General features: G+C 45.8%; 14 protein-coding genes. 3 read left to right on the top strand and 11 right to left on the bottom strand.

Going from position 1 to position 14,518, the window contains the following annotated elements:
* The first annotated feature begins 57 nt into the window (after nt 1-57).
* Complete coding sequence (locus ANCC_RS06830; RefSeq protein ID WP_039946057.1) at nt 58-867, top strand: histidinol-phosphatase HisJ family protein; 810 nt, start codon at nt 58-60, stop codon at nt 865-867.
* 65 nt (nt 868-932) lie between these two features.
* Here ANCC_RS06830 and ANCC_RS06825 read toward each other — a convergent pair whose 3' ends face one another.
* Both ANCC_RS06825 and ANCC_RS06820 read right to left on the bottom strand, forming a co-directional pair.
* Entirely contained in the window at nt 933-1,802 is an 870-nt protein-coding gene (locus ANCC_RS06825; protein WP_022261371.1) for a radical SAM protein, read from the bottom strand.
* Nucleotides 1,803-1,830: 28 nt separating this feature from the next.
* On the bottom strand, nt 1,831-2,511 hold the full coding sequence (locus ANCC_RS06820; RefSeq protein WP_006565434.1) for a L,D-transpeptidase family protein: 681 nt from the start codon (nt 2,509-2,511) through the stop codon (nt 1,831-1,833).
* A gap of 202 nt (nt 2,512-2,713) precedes the next feature.
* Here ANCC_RS06820 and ANCC_RS06815 point away from each other — a divergent pair, with 202 nt between their 5' ends.
* The gene (locus ANCC_RS06815) at nt 2,714-4,165 is read left to right on the top strand and encodes a sensor histidine kinase (protein ID WP_039946060.1); all 1,452 of its coding nucleotides are present in this window, start codon (nt 2,714-2,716) and stop codon (nt 4,163-4,165) included.
* A complete protein-coding gene (locus ANCC_RS06810) occupies nt 4,155-4,739 on the top strand; it encodes a response regulator transcription factor (protein ID WP_006565437.1) in 585 nt (194 codons plus the stop codon). The genes ANCC_RS06815 and ANCC_RS06810 overlap by 11 nt, the downstream gene beginning before the upstream one ends.
* A gap of 14 nt (nt 4,740-4,753) precedes the next feature.
* Here ANCC_RS06810 and ANCC_RS06805 read toward each other — a convergent pair whose 3' ends face one another.
* The 9 genes from ANCC_RS06805 to nagB form a co-directional block, all read right to left on the bottom strand.
* Nucleotides 4,754-5,581, bottom strand: coding sequence for an N-acetylmuramoyl-L-alanine amidase (locus ANCC_RS06805; RefSeq protein ID WP_006565438.1), 828 nt, complete (start codon nt 5,579-5,581; stop codon nt 4,754-4,756).
* The gene (locus tag ANCC_RS06800; RefSeq protein ID WP_006565439.1) at nt 5,578-8,100 is read right to left on the bottom strand and encodes a protein kinase domain-containing protein; all 2,523 of its coding nucleotides are present in this window, start codon (nt 8,098-8,100) and stop codon (nt 5,578-5,580) included. The genes ANCC_RS06805 and ANCC_RS06800 overlap by 4 nt, the downstream gene beginning before the upstream one ends.
* Nucleotides 8,101-8,111: 11 nt before the next feature.
* On the bottom strand, nt 8,112-8,864 hold the full coding sequence (locus ANCC_RS06795; protein ID WP_050754267.1) for an RDD family protein: 753 nt from the start codon (nt 8,862-8,864) through the stop codon (nt 8,112-8,114).
* Nucleotides 8,865-8,887: 23 nt separating this feature from the next.
* The gene (locus tag ANCC_RS06790; protein WP_006565441.1) at nt 8,888-9,616 is read right to left on the bottom strand and encodes a PP2C family protein-serine/threonine phosphatase; all 729 of its coding nucleotides are present in this window, start codon (nt 9,614-9,616) and stop codon (nt 8,888-8,890) included.
* The gene (locus tag ANCC_RS06785; RefSeq protein WP_006565442.1) at nt 9,616-10,833 is read right to left on the bottom strand and encodes a trypsin-like peptidase domain-containing protein; all 1,218 of its coding nucleotides are present in this window, start codon (nt 10,831-10,833) and stop codon (nt 9,616-9,618) included. The genes ANCC_RS06790 and ANCC_RS06785 overlap by 1 nt, the downstream gene beginning before the upstream one ends.
* Nucleotides 10,834-10,848: 15 nt before the next feature.
* The gene (locus tag ANCC_RS06780) at nt 10,849-11,709 is read right to left on the bottom strand and encodes a PP2C family protein-serine/threonine phosphatase (RefSeq protein ID WP_006565443.1); all 861 of its coding nucleotides are present in this window, start codon (nt 11,707-11,709) and stop codon (nt 10,849-10,851) included.
* Between the two features lie 6 nt (nt 11,710-11,715).
* Nucleotides 11,716-12,321, bottom strand: coding sequence for an FHA domain-containing protein (locus tag ANCC_RS06775; RefSeq protein WP_006565444.1), 606 nt, complete (start codon nt 12,319-12,321; stop codon nt 11,716-11,718).
* 329 nt (nt 12,322-12,650) lie between these two features.
* A complete protein-coding gene (gene nagA, locus ANCC_RS06770; RefSeq protein WP_006565445.1) occupies nt 12,651-13,772 on the bottom strand; it encodes an N-acetylglucosamine-6-phosphate deacetylase in 1,122 nt (373 codons plus the stop codon).
* Entirely contained in the window at nt 13,769-14,506 is a 738-nt protein-coding gene (nagB, locus tag ANCC_RS06765; protein ID WP_009291147.1) for a glucosamine-6-phosphate deaminase, read from the bottom strand. Before nagB ends, nagA begins: the two co-directional genes overlap by 4 nt.
* Between the last annotated feature and the right edge of the window lie 12 nt (nt 14,507-14,518).

Genomic DNA, 14,518 nt, shown 5'->3' with positions numbered 1-14,518 from the left:
ATAATTATATATAATAAGATTAAAACCAATCATATTTTTAAATATAAAGGAGACGCCATGATTCATTCAGACTTTCATTTACATACCAGTCACTCTTCTGACTCACAGGCTTCAATGGAATCCATGATCTTAAAAGCCATAGACCTTGGTCTCACCAAAATCTGTTTTACAGAACATCAGGATTACGGTTATCCTGAAAATAAAGAAAATTTTGATTTTCTGGTGGATCTACCCTCATATAAATCTGAATTATTATCATTAAAAGACAAATACAATGACCGGATAAAGATTTTATTCGGCGCCGAAATCGGACTGATGCCGACAACTTATGACAAATGCCGGGATTTTGCCCGCTCTGATGATTTTGATTTCATCATCGGTTCTACTCATATTGTTGACCAAATGGATCCATATGAACCTATATATTTTGAAACATATCCTGGAAAAAAAGGTCTTTTAAGATATTTAGAGGTGATACTCCAGAATGTCAAAGTCTATCATGACTACTGCGTATATGGTCATCTGGACTATGCCGTGCGCTATTGTCCCGATAAAAACTATCAGTTTATCTATCAGGATTACGCCGATTTGATCGAAGAAATTTTAAAAACCATCATAGAAGACGGAAAAGGGATCGAGGTCAACACCGGCGGATATAAGTATGGTCTTGGATATCCGAACCCCCATCCAGATATTCTCAAACGCTATTTGGAACTGGGGGGAGAGATTCTGACGATCGGCTCTGACGGACACTGTCCGGAGCATATGGCATACGACTTTCCAAAGCTCCGGGAACTCCTCACTTCTCTCGGCTTCCGGTTCTATACCGTTTTCCAGAACCAGTCACCGGAATTTATTGAGCTTTAATATAAAAAAAGAAGGAAAATGTACATGTAATTACACTTTCCTTCTTTTTTCTGTCACTGAAGAATTTAAAATCCTCTCATCCATTCTTCTTTCAAATGCAGATTGCCCTGTATCGCCTCATCTAGCTTCGCGATCATTTTATCCCTGTCTTCATTCAAGGTTCCTCTCAAATTGACATAATTGGACGCATGGTTGGACCGGAAGATACATCCCGGACAGTCCATATGTTCCAGCATCAATTTTGTCTCTTTCAGATTATCATAGGGAGTGATCAGTTCAAACTCTCCGCTTCTGATCTTTTCTTCCAGCGGAAGTCCGGGTTCTATCATCAATGTCAGCAGGCCTATATAATCCGGTTTCATTGCAGAAAAAACTTTCCCTGTATCAACCGCATGCTCCATCCACAGCTTTTTTCCTCCCAGCCCCGAAATAGCCGTCACTGACAGCCGGATACCCGCCTGTTTTATCTTGGATGCAGACTGTATCATCTCATCCGGCGTGGCTCCCTTTTTCATGAACTTAAGCACCTGGGCATTTCCCGATTCCAGGCCCATGTATACCATATCCAGGCCGTTTTCTCTCAGTTCCCGAAGTTCCTCCTTTGTTTTAATCATGACACTCTTAGGGGAAGCATAGCAGGTGACCTGCCGGCATTCCGGAATTTCTTCACGAATATATTTAAGAATCTCGTTCAGATATTCATTTTTACAAATCAGGGCATCTCCGTCTGCGAGAAAAATCTTTCCGATTGAATTGTAGTACTCTCTTGCCTCCCTGAAATCGGCCAGAACATCCTGAAGCGGCCTCATCCTGAATCTTTTTTCTTTGTACATATTACAGAAGATACAGTCATTCTGGCTGCATCCGATGGTCACTTGTATGATCAGACTGTATGCCTCACTGGGCGGTCTGTACACCATTCCTTCATATTCCATTTGTCTTTCCTCCTGGTAACTTTCAGTTTTATTTTCGGTAAATGCAGATCCTTGCCCCAGATTCCGCATTTTTTATGATCTTCTTCATGTTCTTCCGGCTTACTGCAATACATCCTGCCGTGTACGGCTTCTTTCCTTTACAGTGGAGAAATATTGCAGATCCTTTTTTATATTTATGTTTTGGATTATAATTAAGAAACATTCCATAATAATAATGTGGTTTATAGTCAATCAGATGCTCTCCGCGGCAGCGGTGCTTCTTTTTTCTCACGTCTATCAGCCGATTATAATATTTTTTATCCCCGCACCAGTAGAGGTACTTATTGACTCTGGTATAATTCATCTTTGCACCCGGATTTTTTTTGATCCCAAAAGCACCTGTGAATCCAAAAGTGCCGGAAGGTGTCTTCAGATCTCCTTCCCTCTTCTTGTGGATTCCTTTTTTCCCTACATAACCTTTACATTTCAAAATGCGCTTCCATTTATGATCTCTTTTTTGATACATATAGACAGTTGCTTTTGATTTCTTTTTGTATTTCACAAAAATCAGCTGGTTTACTGACTTGTTATACCGGTACTGACTGAACTTTTTTTGCCATATTGTCTGTTTAGACGCTGCATAGGCCGTTCGGGTTTCTAAATTTGTTCCTGCCATATTCCAAATGAGCACTGCCATAAGAACGATTGCCATCCATCTTTTTTTCACCATTATTCTATTCCCCTCCCGGGTTATTATACACAAATATTCCAAAGAAAAAAAGAGTTTTGAGAAATTTTATTTGTACGCAAACAATTCATTCGCTAAATATTATCTTCCTATAAACTTTAGGAAGAAATTCCAGACAGGATGTAGACGATTTTTTTAGATTATATTAGTATAGAATTGATGAAATTTATGGGAGGAAAAAATTATGGGAGTCGGCACATCCAGGGGCATGCCCGGAACTGCCCTGTTATTGTTCACTATTCTTGTATGGGCATTGTTTTTGCTTGTTTATCTCTCCAACAGGAGAAACAAGTCTAATCAGTGGTGTGCTTTTGCGGGATTCTGTTTCAGTATGGGCGTATTTAAAGAATATCTTTATTTTTCCCTGGACCCCTCCCTGACTGCGGATCTCTCTTTTTATAGTCCGGAACTTTCTTATCATATTTACTCTGTGCTCACCGGAGTTCTTTACTATCTGGCCATGCCGTGTTCCATCATGTTCAGTTTCTATTTCAGTAATTTTGACCAGAGGCATCCGAAATCATTCCGCCTTTTAAGATTTATTACCTTTGTCCCTGCGGTCATTTTCTCCGTTGTATATCCGATTGCAGACACGCGATTTTACCAGCTGAACGACCGTACTTATTATCTCCTGGCCGCCATATATAACTGGAGCTGCGGTATTTTCATGACATTTCTTCTGCTGAGCACCCTCGTCCGTGAACGGCTCCAGGCTAATTACCGGCAGCGGAAAATGGCTGCAGTCGTTGTGCTGACACCCCTTTGGTACTGGCTGTTCAGCGCGTTTGCCATTCATCTGCTGGGACTCAGGGGCCTGTTTAAAGTATGGCAGGGCAATATCTTCATCATTTTCCTTCTTCTGCTCTACTACGTCAAAAATTTATTTGAAGATGGGATTCTCGGTACCAGACTGAAACGGGAAACTTATGACTGGACTGGCAGTGAGGCCGTGATTCAGAAGAATGCCCAATATGTGGGACATGCACTAAAAAATGAGCTTTCAAAAATTCAGTGGTGTCTGCGCATCATGCAGCAGAAACATCCGGAAGGAATCCGGGAAGAACTCGATATCCTCTCCCGGTCCGTCTCCCATCTGACGAATTTCGTCAACAAGACAAAAATTTATTCCGACAGAATTTCATTGGATCTGAAAGAAACTCCCGTCCGTCCCCTGCTGGAACAAAGCATTCAAAATATCCCAACAGATATGCGGAAGGGCATCCGGTTTTCCGTCAGCTGTCCCCGGGATCTGTATCTGCTCTGCGACAGTTCCCACGTCCTGGAGGTCATGAATAATCTGCTCAACAACGCCATCGAGGCCTCGGCTTCCAAAGGCGAAATCAAGCTGACATGTGTCGAACAGGCAGGGCGCAGACAAACCGTCATCTCTGTTGAAGATAAGGGATGCGGCATCCCGAAAGAGGAACTTCCTTATTTATTCGAACCGTATCATACGACAAAGACTACCAATCATCACCTGGGTCTCGGCCTTTACTACTGCACGAAAGTGATGAAAGAACACCATGGAGCGATCAAAGTAAAGAGTATCCCGGGGAAAGGCACCATCTTCTTTCTCTATTTTCCCCTAAAGTACCGTCTGGTTCGCCAGAAGAGAGGACTGAGCCATGAAAACTAACACTATTCGAATTTTAATTGTTGAAGATGATCTTGACTTTTGTTATCTCATAAAAAATACACTGAGTACACTGGATGGTTTTTCTGTTCTGGGCGAGTGTCAGGATGCTTCCCATGCCTTGGCTTTGGCCATGGAACTTCAGCCTGATATCGTACTGATGGACTTAAATCTGTCCTCCACAGACTTAGACGGCATCGAAGCAGGGAGGCAGATCCGGCTTGCAACTGATGCAAAAATTATCATTCTGACTGCCTTTGAAGATCCAGAAATTGTCATCGATGCCTGTGTCGGATCGTTTGCCTCTGCCTATGTTTTTAAAAGTCAGTTTGAACTTCTCACAGACACGATCCGAAATACCGCCTGCGGCAGCACCCCTCAAAAGTATCTGATCCATGCCGCAATTCTTTCCTGCCTTTCTCCCGCTGAAAAGTCGGTTTTCGATCTGATGCTTGGCAAATCGGTGGACCTGCAGTCCTCATCTAAGACGATCGCCAACCAAAAGACCTCTGTTCTAAAAAAGCTGGGTCTGAAAAGCCAAAAAGAATTAGTCCATATTTTTTCAGAAAAATGTTAAACAAAGAGGACCTGTTACCGGTCCTCCTCACTCTCAAGTTCCTGTACATAACGATCAATGCCGGCTGCCGCTCCTGCTGCCATTTTCTCTTGAAATTCTTTCTCTTTCATGGCCATATCATCTTTTGGATTGCTCATAAAGCCCATTTCCAGGATTGTAACCGGCATAGAAGCCCAGTTAATGCCGCTCATCTGGTCTGTCAGCATGACTCCCCTGTTTTTCATCCCCGTGGCCTTACAATATTCGTCCAGAACCATTCTGGAAAGCTTTTGAGATTTGACCGCCAGGGAAGCTGCATATGGATTCTTCTTAGACGGTGCCATGGAAAGTGCTCCTCTGACCGCATGGCTCTCTGAACCATTTGCATGAATCCTTATAAAAATGTCCGCTCCCATTTTCTTTGCGTAGCCCGCCCGTTCTGCATTGCTTATGTTCACATCCGCTGTTGTCCGGGTCATATATACAGTATAGCCCCTCTTTTTCAGTTCCTTTTTTAGTTTCTTTGAGACCTGAAGAGTCAGCTCATGTTCCTGAAGCCCTGATGAAACTCCGCTCGTACCCGAGGAGACTTTCGGCTTTGTCTCACTGGCTCCCGGCCCGATCGGCTCCTCTGACGTATCCTGTTCTCTCTGATGCCCCGGATCAATGACTACAATATAGGTCTTTTTCTCAGGCTTTTGGGTTGGCTTTTGAGTTGTCTTTTTCGATGCAGTCCTTTTTGTACCGGATAAACCGTTCTTATTTTTTCCGTCTCCCCGAACAAAATAAAGCACTGCAAATCCAATCACTGCCGCACATAAAATCAACACTGACGCGGCTAAAATTTTCATCCTGTTTTTCATCGATATCCCAGATCCTCTTCTACTTTCACGATTAATTTTAAGTTATATTCCTCCGCATCATTCCAGTTTTCTTTAAACTGGCTATCGGAATATACGGCGCGATACCAGTTTTTTGTAAGAAAAACAGCCTGAAGCAGCGGATCTTCAAATTTCCGGTAGTGTCTTGCAAAAATCTCGTTTCTCATGATCATAAGTTCGGTCTCCGATTTGTTTTTCAGCCCGCTCTCGCTGAGGCGGTACCGGTCAGTGCCTGAATAAAATTGAGTGGCGGAAGAAGTGCTCCACCCCATACAATAAGTAAGAAACGCTGTGGCATCTGCCTTCTGGTCCTTGACGATCAAGAGATAACTTCCATACGGAACTGTATCCATAGTGCGCACCGTTTTATAAAACCTGAGCGACGCTTTCCCTCCCGCCACAGACAATTCTTTCCTTTCCCCGCTGCGGTTGGTTTTCATCTGGTAAGTAAGTCCGGACTTTCTCAGCAGATACTGTGCTTCCGGAAGAGTCGTATATACCCTCTGGTTGACAAACATGAGATTCAGCGCCGCATCCACTGATTTTGCAGACATGCCCTTATAATACATTTCAATGACCTTTAAAAGAGAACTCCATTTGTCAGACGCGATCTCCGTGCCGCCGATCAGGATCTTTTTACACGTCATCTCCTGCCCTTCCATGGCAAACTCAAACTGAAAACTCCTGAGACGGTTGGCATAATACGCCTGCCCCTGAAAGGTCACATGATAGCTGGAGGAGTCGGTGCCTACTGCATCCCATCTTCCGTTGTCAAAATAAAGATCAAATACCTGGCCGACCGTTGCACCTTTTTCTTCATCGTTATAATATTGATTTCTGATATCCTGCACAACCGCCTTGTGAAGATCGCCCTGGGATGTGGTGGATACAGAACTGCCGGTATTTCCGGTTCCTGCCCGTGAGGAAGAAGGATATGAATTGGTCAGGTTTCCGAGAACCTGGGAGGAAATCACTGCAAACAGTCCATTTACAATAAAAGCTCCAACCATCACTCCCGCCATAGGCGCTCCGGTTAAGACACCGCTCTTCTTTCGGTAGATCTGCTCTCCCTGTATCTTGGCCTGAAGATTGACCTTCTCATAATATTTATAATAGAAGGAATTGCCCATGAGCCCGCACAGGATACCCGCTCCTAAGCCTGCCGCGCAGCACAGGACCATAAATATCATACTGGCATCAGAACCTGCAAATGTCCCTGCCGCGCCCGCAGCTATGACCTGAAAAACTATAAGGAAACCTAAAACAATCCCTCCCCCAAGAAACATTTTACGGTAAAACATCCAAAAGAATGTCAGGAAAAAAGCCGGTACGTGAAATCCTGCCCGTTTCCCTTCCCTGATCTTTGAGAATTCTCTCTGATAATAATCTTCATTTTTGTCAAACAGAAATCCTTTGCTCTCCTGCGTCTTTTCTTCGGTAAACGGTTCCTCTTTGCTAGACTCCTGAACAGAATACGGATTTATGTAGACCGGCGTTTCCCCCGGCTCCTCTTCCTGCTTTGGAAGCGCCTCCATGAACCCGGCTTTCAGTTCGATCACACTCTGGGGCCGGTCGGCAGCTTTATACGAAAGCCCTCTCATCAATATCTGTTCTAAAGAGATGGGAATCTCAATCCCCATGGCAGACGGAGGCATAAGCTGATCTAATTCCATCCGGTCCATGGCGGCCTCCGGAACCTTGCCTGTAATCATAAAATAAAAGGCAGCACACAAGGCATAGATATCTGACCAGGGCCCGAAATGTCCATGGGTCTGATACTGTTCGATCGGAGCAAACCCCTGTTTCAATACGATGGAAAGGCTTTTGCTCTGTTCCCCGATCACCTGTCTGGCAGCGCCGAAGTCGATCAATTTTACCTCATTGTCATTTGTGAGAAAAATATTGTCCGGAGAAATATCCCGGTGCAGGACTCCGGCACTGTGTACAACCGTCAGCGCATCCATGATAGGCTCTATGATCCGCACGGCCTCATCGACTTCCAGCTTTCCGCCATTTTTTGCCGTATATTTTTTCAGATCCATTCCGTCCAGGTATTCCATGACAAAATAGGCCGTCTGATTTTCATAAAAGAACTCATAGACAGATACAATGTTTGGATTTCCATTAAACCTGGAAACCATTTTTGCCTCTTCAAAAAACCGTTCGGCCCCTTTTTTAAACAGATTTTCTTTTTCTCCGGTATAGACAGAGATCATCGTCTGTCCAGGCTGTCTTGCGGCGAGACCATCCGGGAGATATTCTTTTATGGCTACTTTTTTCTTCCCGGGAATATCGAATCCGAGATACGTAACACCGAAGCCTCCACGGCCCAGCATTTTCCCAATTAAATATTTTCCCGCCAAAATCTCTCCTGCCGGCAGTACACCTGCTTCTGGCTCATATGTATCTTTTTGAAAGCCGCACACCGGACAGACATCTTCCCCGCCGCTTAACTTCGCAAAACAATATTCACATAAATACAAATCCTCTACATGATGCATGGTCCCGCCTCCTATCTCACCTCAAAAATATTTGCTTTGCTGCCTACACAGAAGCGCTCCCCGGACTTAAGCGCGGCCGGCTGTCCGCTCTTTAATCTGGTTCCGTTTAATAAATATGTTCCGTAGGTAGACCCCAGATCATTCAGTATAAACATCCTTGTCTGAGGGTTATAGTCCACCTGACAGTGATGTCTTGACACTCCCGGTGCCGATGCTGACAAGGCGATCTGACATGCCACTGGATCTCTGCCGATCATAGTACCCGCCGGGGAAACCGCTGCCGCTCTGCCCGCAAATTCACCGCTGATCCCCACGATCTGCCTGCCGCTCTGTCCTCCGGAAAAATTCCCTGCCTGCCCGGCTCCTGTCTGATATCTACCCGGCACAGGAGAACCATCGATGACAAAAGTTCCCGCCACCTTATCGTGCAGTGCCTGAGAATTCTCCGTGAATGCCGCCATCAAATATCCGACAAAAACCGTCAGGGATGAAAGTATCCTTCCCAGGTACCGGACTGCCGCGGTCCCATATTCTATTCCGTTTCCGCTTCCGTCCACCACTGAAATTCCCATGGCTCTTTTCCCCAGTGTCGCATGCCAGCTGCTCCCTTCAAATAAAATATAATAAAGCGCGCCAGCCACCCAAAATACGGCCATATATACATAGTAGCCATAGAAGATGATAATCATTCCGCACAGTACATTGAGCATCAGAACATCAATCAAATAGGCCAGCAGACGTTTGCCAAAATTTGCATAAACCATATATATCATCCTTTCACATTTTTTCAGAGAGACCGGACCATCCCTGCCGCTGCCGTAAAATTATCATGGTCTGAGGGTGCCTTCAGCAGCACCCGCTTCACCATAAAGACAATCCACTCTTCGGGAGTTTCCGATTTGACCAGATCTGCCTCCATCTCTGTCTCCCACACATATTCCCAAAAGCCATCGGTACAGAGAAGAAAAGCATCTCCCGGTTCTAAAGCAAAACTCTCCGGCGACGGCGCAATCTTCAGTTCCTGAGAGTCCCCAAGAACTTTTAAGAGTTTGCTCCTGTCCGGATGGAACCGGATCTGTTCCGGTGAAATATCGCCCATCTCGGCAGAGAGCTGTACGACCGAGTGGTCCCTGGACTGGAAATAAAGGCACCTGTTTTTAAAAAGGTAAATCCTGCTGTCCCCTGTATGACACTCCCACAACTGTCCTTTTTCTTCAATCACTGCTGCCATTGTAGTCCGCATTCCGGGGTATTGATTCTGTCCGTCCAATACACACTGATTCGTCTCCCTCAGCGCTTCTTTCAGGCTTTCAACGGTAATCTGATCCATACACATTAACCGTTCCATCATAAACCTGCCTGCGAGTTCTGAGGCTATCTCTCCTTTTTCATGACCTCCCAGCCCGTCGGCTACCACAAAAGAGGACCGCCCGCTGCCCAATTCAAAACTGCAGTAATCTTCATTGACCGTCCTTCCTCCGGGACTGGTATAAACAAATGCGTCAATTTCTGCCATTATCTCACCTCAAATCGATTGTCTTCTCCTCCCAGATAAAAAGAATCTCCGGAACTAAGCCGGCGGTTTTCGCCAGGTTCCACCTTTGTCCCGTTGCCGAGAAATGTTCCGTAGGTAGAGTTAAGGTCTCTCAGAAGGATTCCGCTGCCTGAGGGTTCTACCTCGCAGTGCACAGCACTCACTCCTTTTGTATCTATCGGAAATGAGATACCGCATTTTGAGCTGTCCCGTCCAATCTTTGTGGCCTGTGTCACTCTGTACTTCCGGTTTGCCAGCTTTCCCCCGGTTCCCGCTACAAGGATCGACGCCTCTCTGCTGTTATGTTCCGGCACCGGTGCAGAAGCTACCGGTTCCGGCGGTATTTCATGTCCTTCCGGAATCTGTGGGGACGGTTCCTGTTTCTTTTTCTTGCCTTTCACGACCAGAAGAATGATGACAGCCACAAGGATCACTGCCGCAGTAATGCCTGCGATCAGAACCATTTGGAGAACATTGGACCCTGCCACGGCAAAGGGCACCTGATTTTGGTCCAGGTTTCTTATGAGTTCGTCGATCACAACGGCATATTTGGCTTTCTCACCGATCATAAACGTATTGACGCCCACCACCTGGCCTTTTGAGTTCACAAGGGGACCGCCGGAATTGCCCTGACTGATCTCGACATCTACAAGATAACAGTCTGTTCCGTTTACCCGCACCTGCTTGGATATTCCGCCTCTTGTGATGGAAATGTCACTCTCATCAAACTTGACCACATCGGCTGCCATACTTGCCGCCGGGTATCCCAGAGCCGCAAAGTCATCGTCCATATCCGTCTTTTCCATCGGACAGAGTACCATCGCCTCACGCTGGTCCGTAGGTTCCGGCAGCTTCAATACCGCCAGATCATGCTCCTCACTCTTCCAATAGACCTCGGCAGTCATAGAGCGCTGTGCTGCCGCCGAAAAGTAAACCGTAAGCGTACACGGAATCTTATTTCCGTATTTATCTGTGGGCTGAGCCACATGACAATTGGTGGCAATATACTGGATATCTTTCCCCGGCTTCCCGATGGCAAATCCGGACCCCCATCCGATCATACTGCCCCTGCTGTCCCTGATGGCGATGCATACAACGCTGTCCTTGGCCTCTGTCGGCGTAGAAGCCATTACCGGTACCGCAAACAGAAATACTGCCGTACACAAAATAAGAACTGAAACTTTTAACCTTTTTGTCATATCCTTCCCTCCATTCTAATTGTAGCTGACCGCCATAGCAGTCATATTGTCCTGTCCCGGAAGATTCTTTGAGACGGCATCCATGATCATCCTCCGGCAGGCCTCCTGGGGATCTTTTCTCATTCTTCCCGCCATCTCTTCTTCGGTGAGGGCATGGTACACTCCGTCCGTCACCATTAGAATCTTATCTCCGTTCTGCAGTACAAATCCAAAGCGGCTTACATCGGTCTCTTCCATCAAAGGGCAGCCAATATAACTGGTGAGTGCATCTTTCTGCGGATGACTCACCGCCTCCTGAAAGCTTCCCTCTCCCCTTATATAGCGCCCAAGAAGCCTGTTTTTATAATCGTGGTCTTCATTCATCTGATACAGACGTCCTCCCCGGAACAAATACAGGCGGCTGTCTCCTGCTGTACACCAGTAAAGACTGTTCCCGTATATGAAAACGGCCACCAGTGTTGCTCCCGCCCCGGCTCTCCCGTCTTTTCCGTATAAATCAAAGACTTGTTCACAAAGCTTTGCAGCAAACGCTTTCATCTGTAAACAGACCGGCTCTTTGTCACTCATAGTTTTAAAAAATTCAAGCGTTCTCAGCACCGTCAATTCGCTCACTTCTCTTCCGGAAGAAAGTCCTCCCATGCCGTCGGAAAGCACCGCACAGATCCCTCTCCTGCTCAGCAGTTCTGCATCCGACAGATCTGAAAAGCCAAAGGAGTCTTCCTGCTGCTTTCTCGTCCCGATGTGCTGGGCATTGCCGAATTTAAACTCCGCTTCCATGCCCGGAAAGCTGACTTTGACAGGCTCCTGGCTTTCCCTGGGGATTTCAACAGTCCTGCCGATCCTGGATGCCTTTTTTTTCTTCTTTCTCCCAAACATCCTTCATCACTCCCAACAAAAATCACTGTTGCAGAACTTCCGGAACAAGAGTTTTGTCTCTCCCAGCTTTATAATGTCATTGTCCTTCAGAGTTTCCGGAATCAGCAAAAGTTTTCCGTTTAATTTGACGTTATTTTTCTGATGTTCTCCCGGCTGTATGTAAAATTCATTTTCCTCATCGTCATAAGAAATAATAATATTGGCGACAGAAGAGATTTTATCGTCAAAGTTCAGGACAACGTCATTGGAGCCCGCCCTTCCCACAAAATTCCGTTCTCCGTGAAGGCGAAAATCCTTCCCCTTTTTCTTGCCCTCGATACATACCAGCCATCCTGTGACTGCAGATACTCCCTCTTCATTAATATCCAGGCCCTGAGTCACATTTTGATAAGGTTCCGTAACTCCCGGCCCCTGTCCCTGTGCAGGTTCCATGCTGACAGGCATGGTCTTCGGGAATCCCCCTTCTCCTGCCCCCGCAGGGATCTCCTCCTGCAGCCCGGTATTGTCAAGCGGCACAGTAATTCCAATGGCCTGACTTCCGCTGCAGTAAGGGCACTGAGCATGTTTTTCATTATCATAATTATGTCCTTTCGGACACTGAACAATTGACATATGCCTCCTCCATTCTCCTCATTGAAAATTTCCTGTATCCTCTTTCTATAGTTTAATTTTACTATATTTCATTTTATAACTGCTCCTAATAATTTTAGGAACAAAGTGAGCAAGCCCACTAAAGCTCTTAGACCCCTCAATCTTTGAGGGGCTTGACAACTTTGCGTGCCAGATGCGATTTGACGCAGTCAAATAATTTCCTTACGCATCTGTGTACAGCCCGCGGAGCGTTTTTCTTTCATAGGGAAGGTCGCAGAACTTTCCTATGAAAGAAAAAAAAGTACCGGAGTCCGCATTTTCTGCGTACCTCCGGTACCTGATAACTTTTATTATTTGTGATTCAGGATCTCTCCCTTTTTTATGACCGCTTTGATCTCCAGATCTTTATCCAGCAGGACAACATTCGCATATTTCCCCTCTGAAATACTTCCATAGCTGTCATAAATGCCAATGGATCTGGCCGGATTTTCAGTGGCGCATTTTACTGCGCTGTTCAGCGGGATTCCCATTGTCTTAACGGCAGTTCTCAGACAATCCATGAGATTGGTTGCAGAGCCTGCAATCGCGCCTCCTTCGGCAAGAGTAGCAAGATTGCCGACCACCTTCACGTCCTGTCCTCCCAGCTGATAAGTTCCGTCTTCCATTCCGGTAGCCATCATACTGTCACTGATCAGAATGATCTTATCATCCCCGAACATCTTAAACGTTGTTCTCACGGCGCTCGGATGGATGTGGATACCGTCACAGATCAGCTCGACATCCAGTCCGTGATCACATGCCGCTCCGATTACCCCTGGTGCCCTGTGGCTGTACCCCGGCATGGCGTTGTAAAGATGCGTCACATGGCTGACTCCATGTTCAATCGCTTTGACCGCGGTTTCATAATCCGCAGCCGTATGTGCGATCGAAATCACTGCCTCATCCTTAACCTGACGGATAAATTCCATTGCGCCCTCATTTTCCGGCGCAATGTCCACCAGCTTAAACAGACCATTGGATGCCTTTTGAAGTCTTTCATACATTGCCACATCCGGTTTATGGATATAGGCCGGATTCTGTGCGCCTTTTTTGGCCTCATTGATAAACGGCCCCTCCATATTGATTCCAACCAGATCTGCTCCGCTGTCCCCATTGTAGGCTGCCGCCGCCTTGGCGATGGTCATCAGTGTTTCTTCCGGCAGAGTCATCGTTGCAGGACATATGGCAAGCACTCCATTTTCTGCCTCATAAGAAGCAATTTCTCTTATAGCTTCCTCTGTTCCGTCACAAAAATCGTGTCCTACACAGCCATGGAAATGAATATCGATCAGCCCGGGAACCGCATAGCAGCCTTCGGCGTCCAGAATCTCATCATTCTCTGAAGAACTGCTGATCCTTTCACCGTCTGTACAAATATCTTTTGTCCTGAAAACTCCGTCCTCACAAAAAACATCTGCGTTCTTTATAATCATAATAAATCCTCAACCTCTGACAGCGCATCCGCATCTGCTACCAGAATCACATCATTGTGAAGCTGTAAGATAGATGCAGGAACTTTCGGGGTAACCGGTCCGAAAAATGCTTCTTTCACAATGCCTGCTTTTTCTTTTCCACTGATAATGAGAAGAATTTTCTTTGCTTTCATGATGGATTTGATTCCCATAGTATACGCCTGTCTCGGCACATCTTCTTCTTTCTCAAAGAATCTTTTATTGGCATTGATTGTACTTTCAGTAAGGTCCACACAGTGAGTCTCTTTCTCAAATGCTTCTCCCGGCTCATTGAAGCCGATATGGCCGTTGTGTCCGATACCCAGAAGCTGAAGGTCAACTCCTCCCAAGTCCTCAAGCACCTGATTATATCTTGCACACTCTTTTTCAGAATCTTCTTCCATACCATTCGGAATGTTGATGTTTTCAGGCTTGATATTTACCTTATTAAAAAGGTATTCATGCATGAAATAATCATAGCTCTGGTCATTTTCTTTTGGAAGCCCTTTGTACTCATCCAGATTCACTGAGGTTACCTGACTGAAATCCAGATCATCCTGCTCATACCAGTGCACCAAATTTTCATAAATCCCGATCGGAGAGGAACCTGTAGCCAGTCCCAAAACACAATCTGGCTTCGTGATAATTTCCGCAGAAATAATATTTGCTGCTTTTCTGCTCATGTCCTTGTAATCTTTTCCCTTAATAACTCTCATCTTGTACTTCCT

The sequence above is a fragment of the Anaerostipes caccae L1-92 genome (assembly GCF_014467075.1).
Lineage (GTDB): Bacteria > Bacillota > Clostridia > Lachnospirales > Lachnospiraceae > Anaerostipes > Anaerostipes caccae.
The sequence above is the reverse complement of the archived record's forward strand: the minus strand, read 5'-3'. Positions and strand labels throughout refer to the sequence as shown.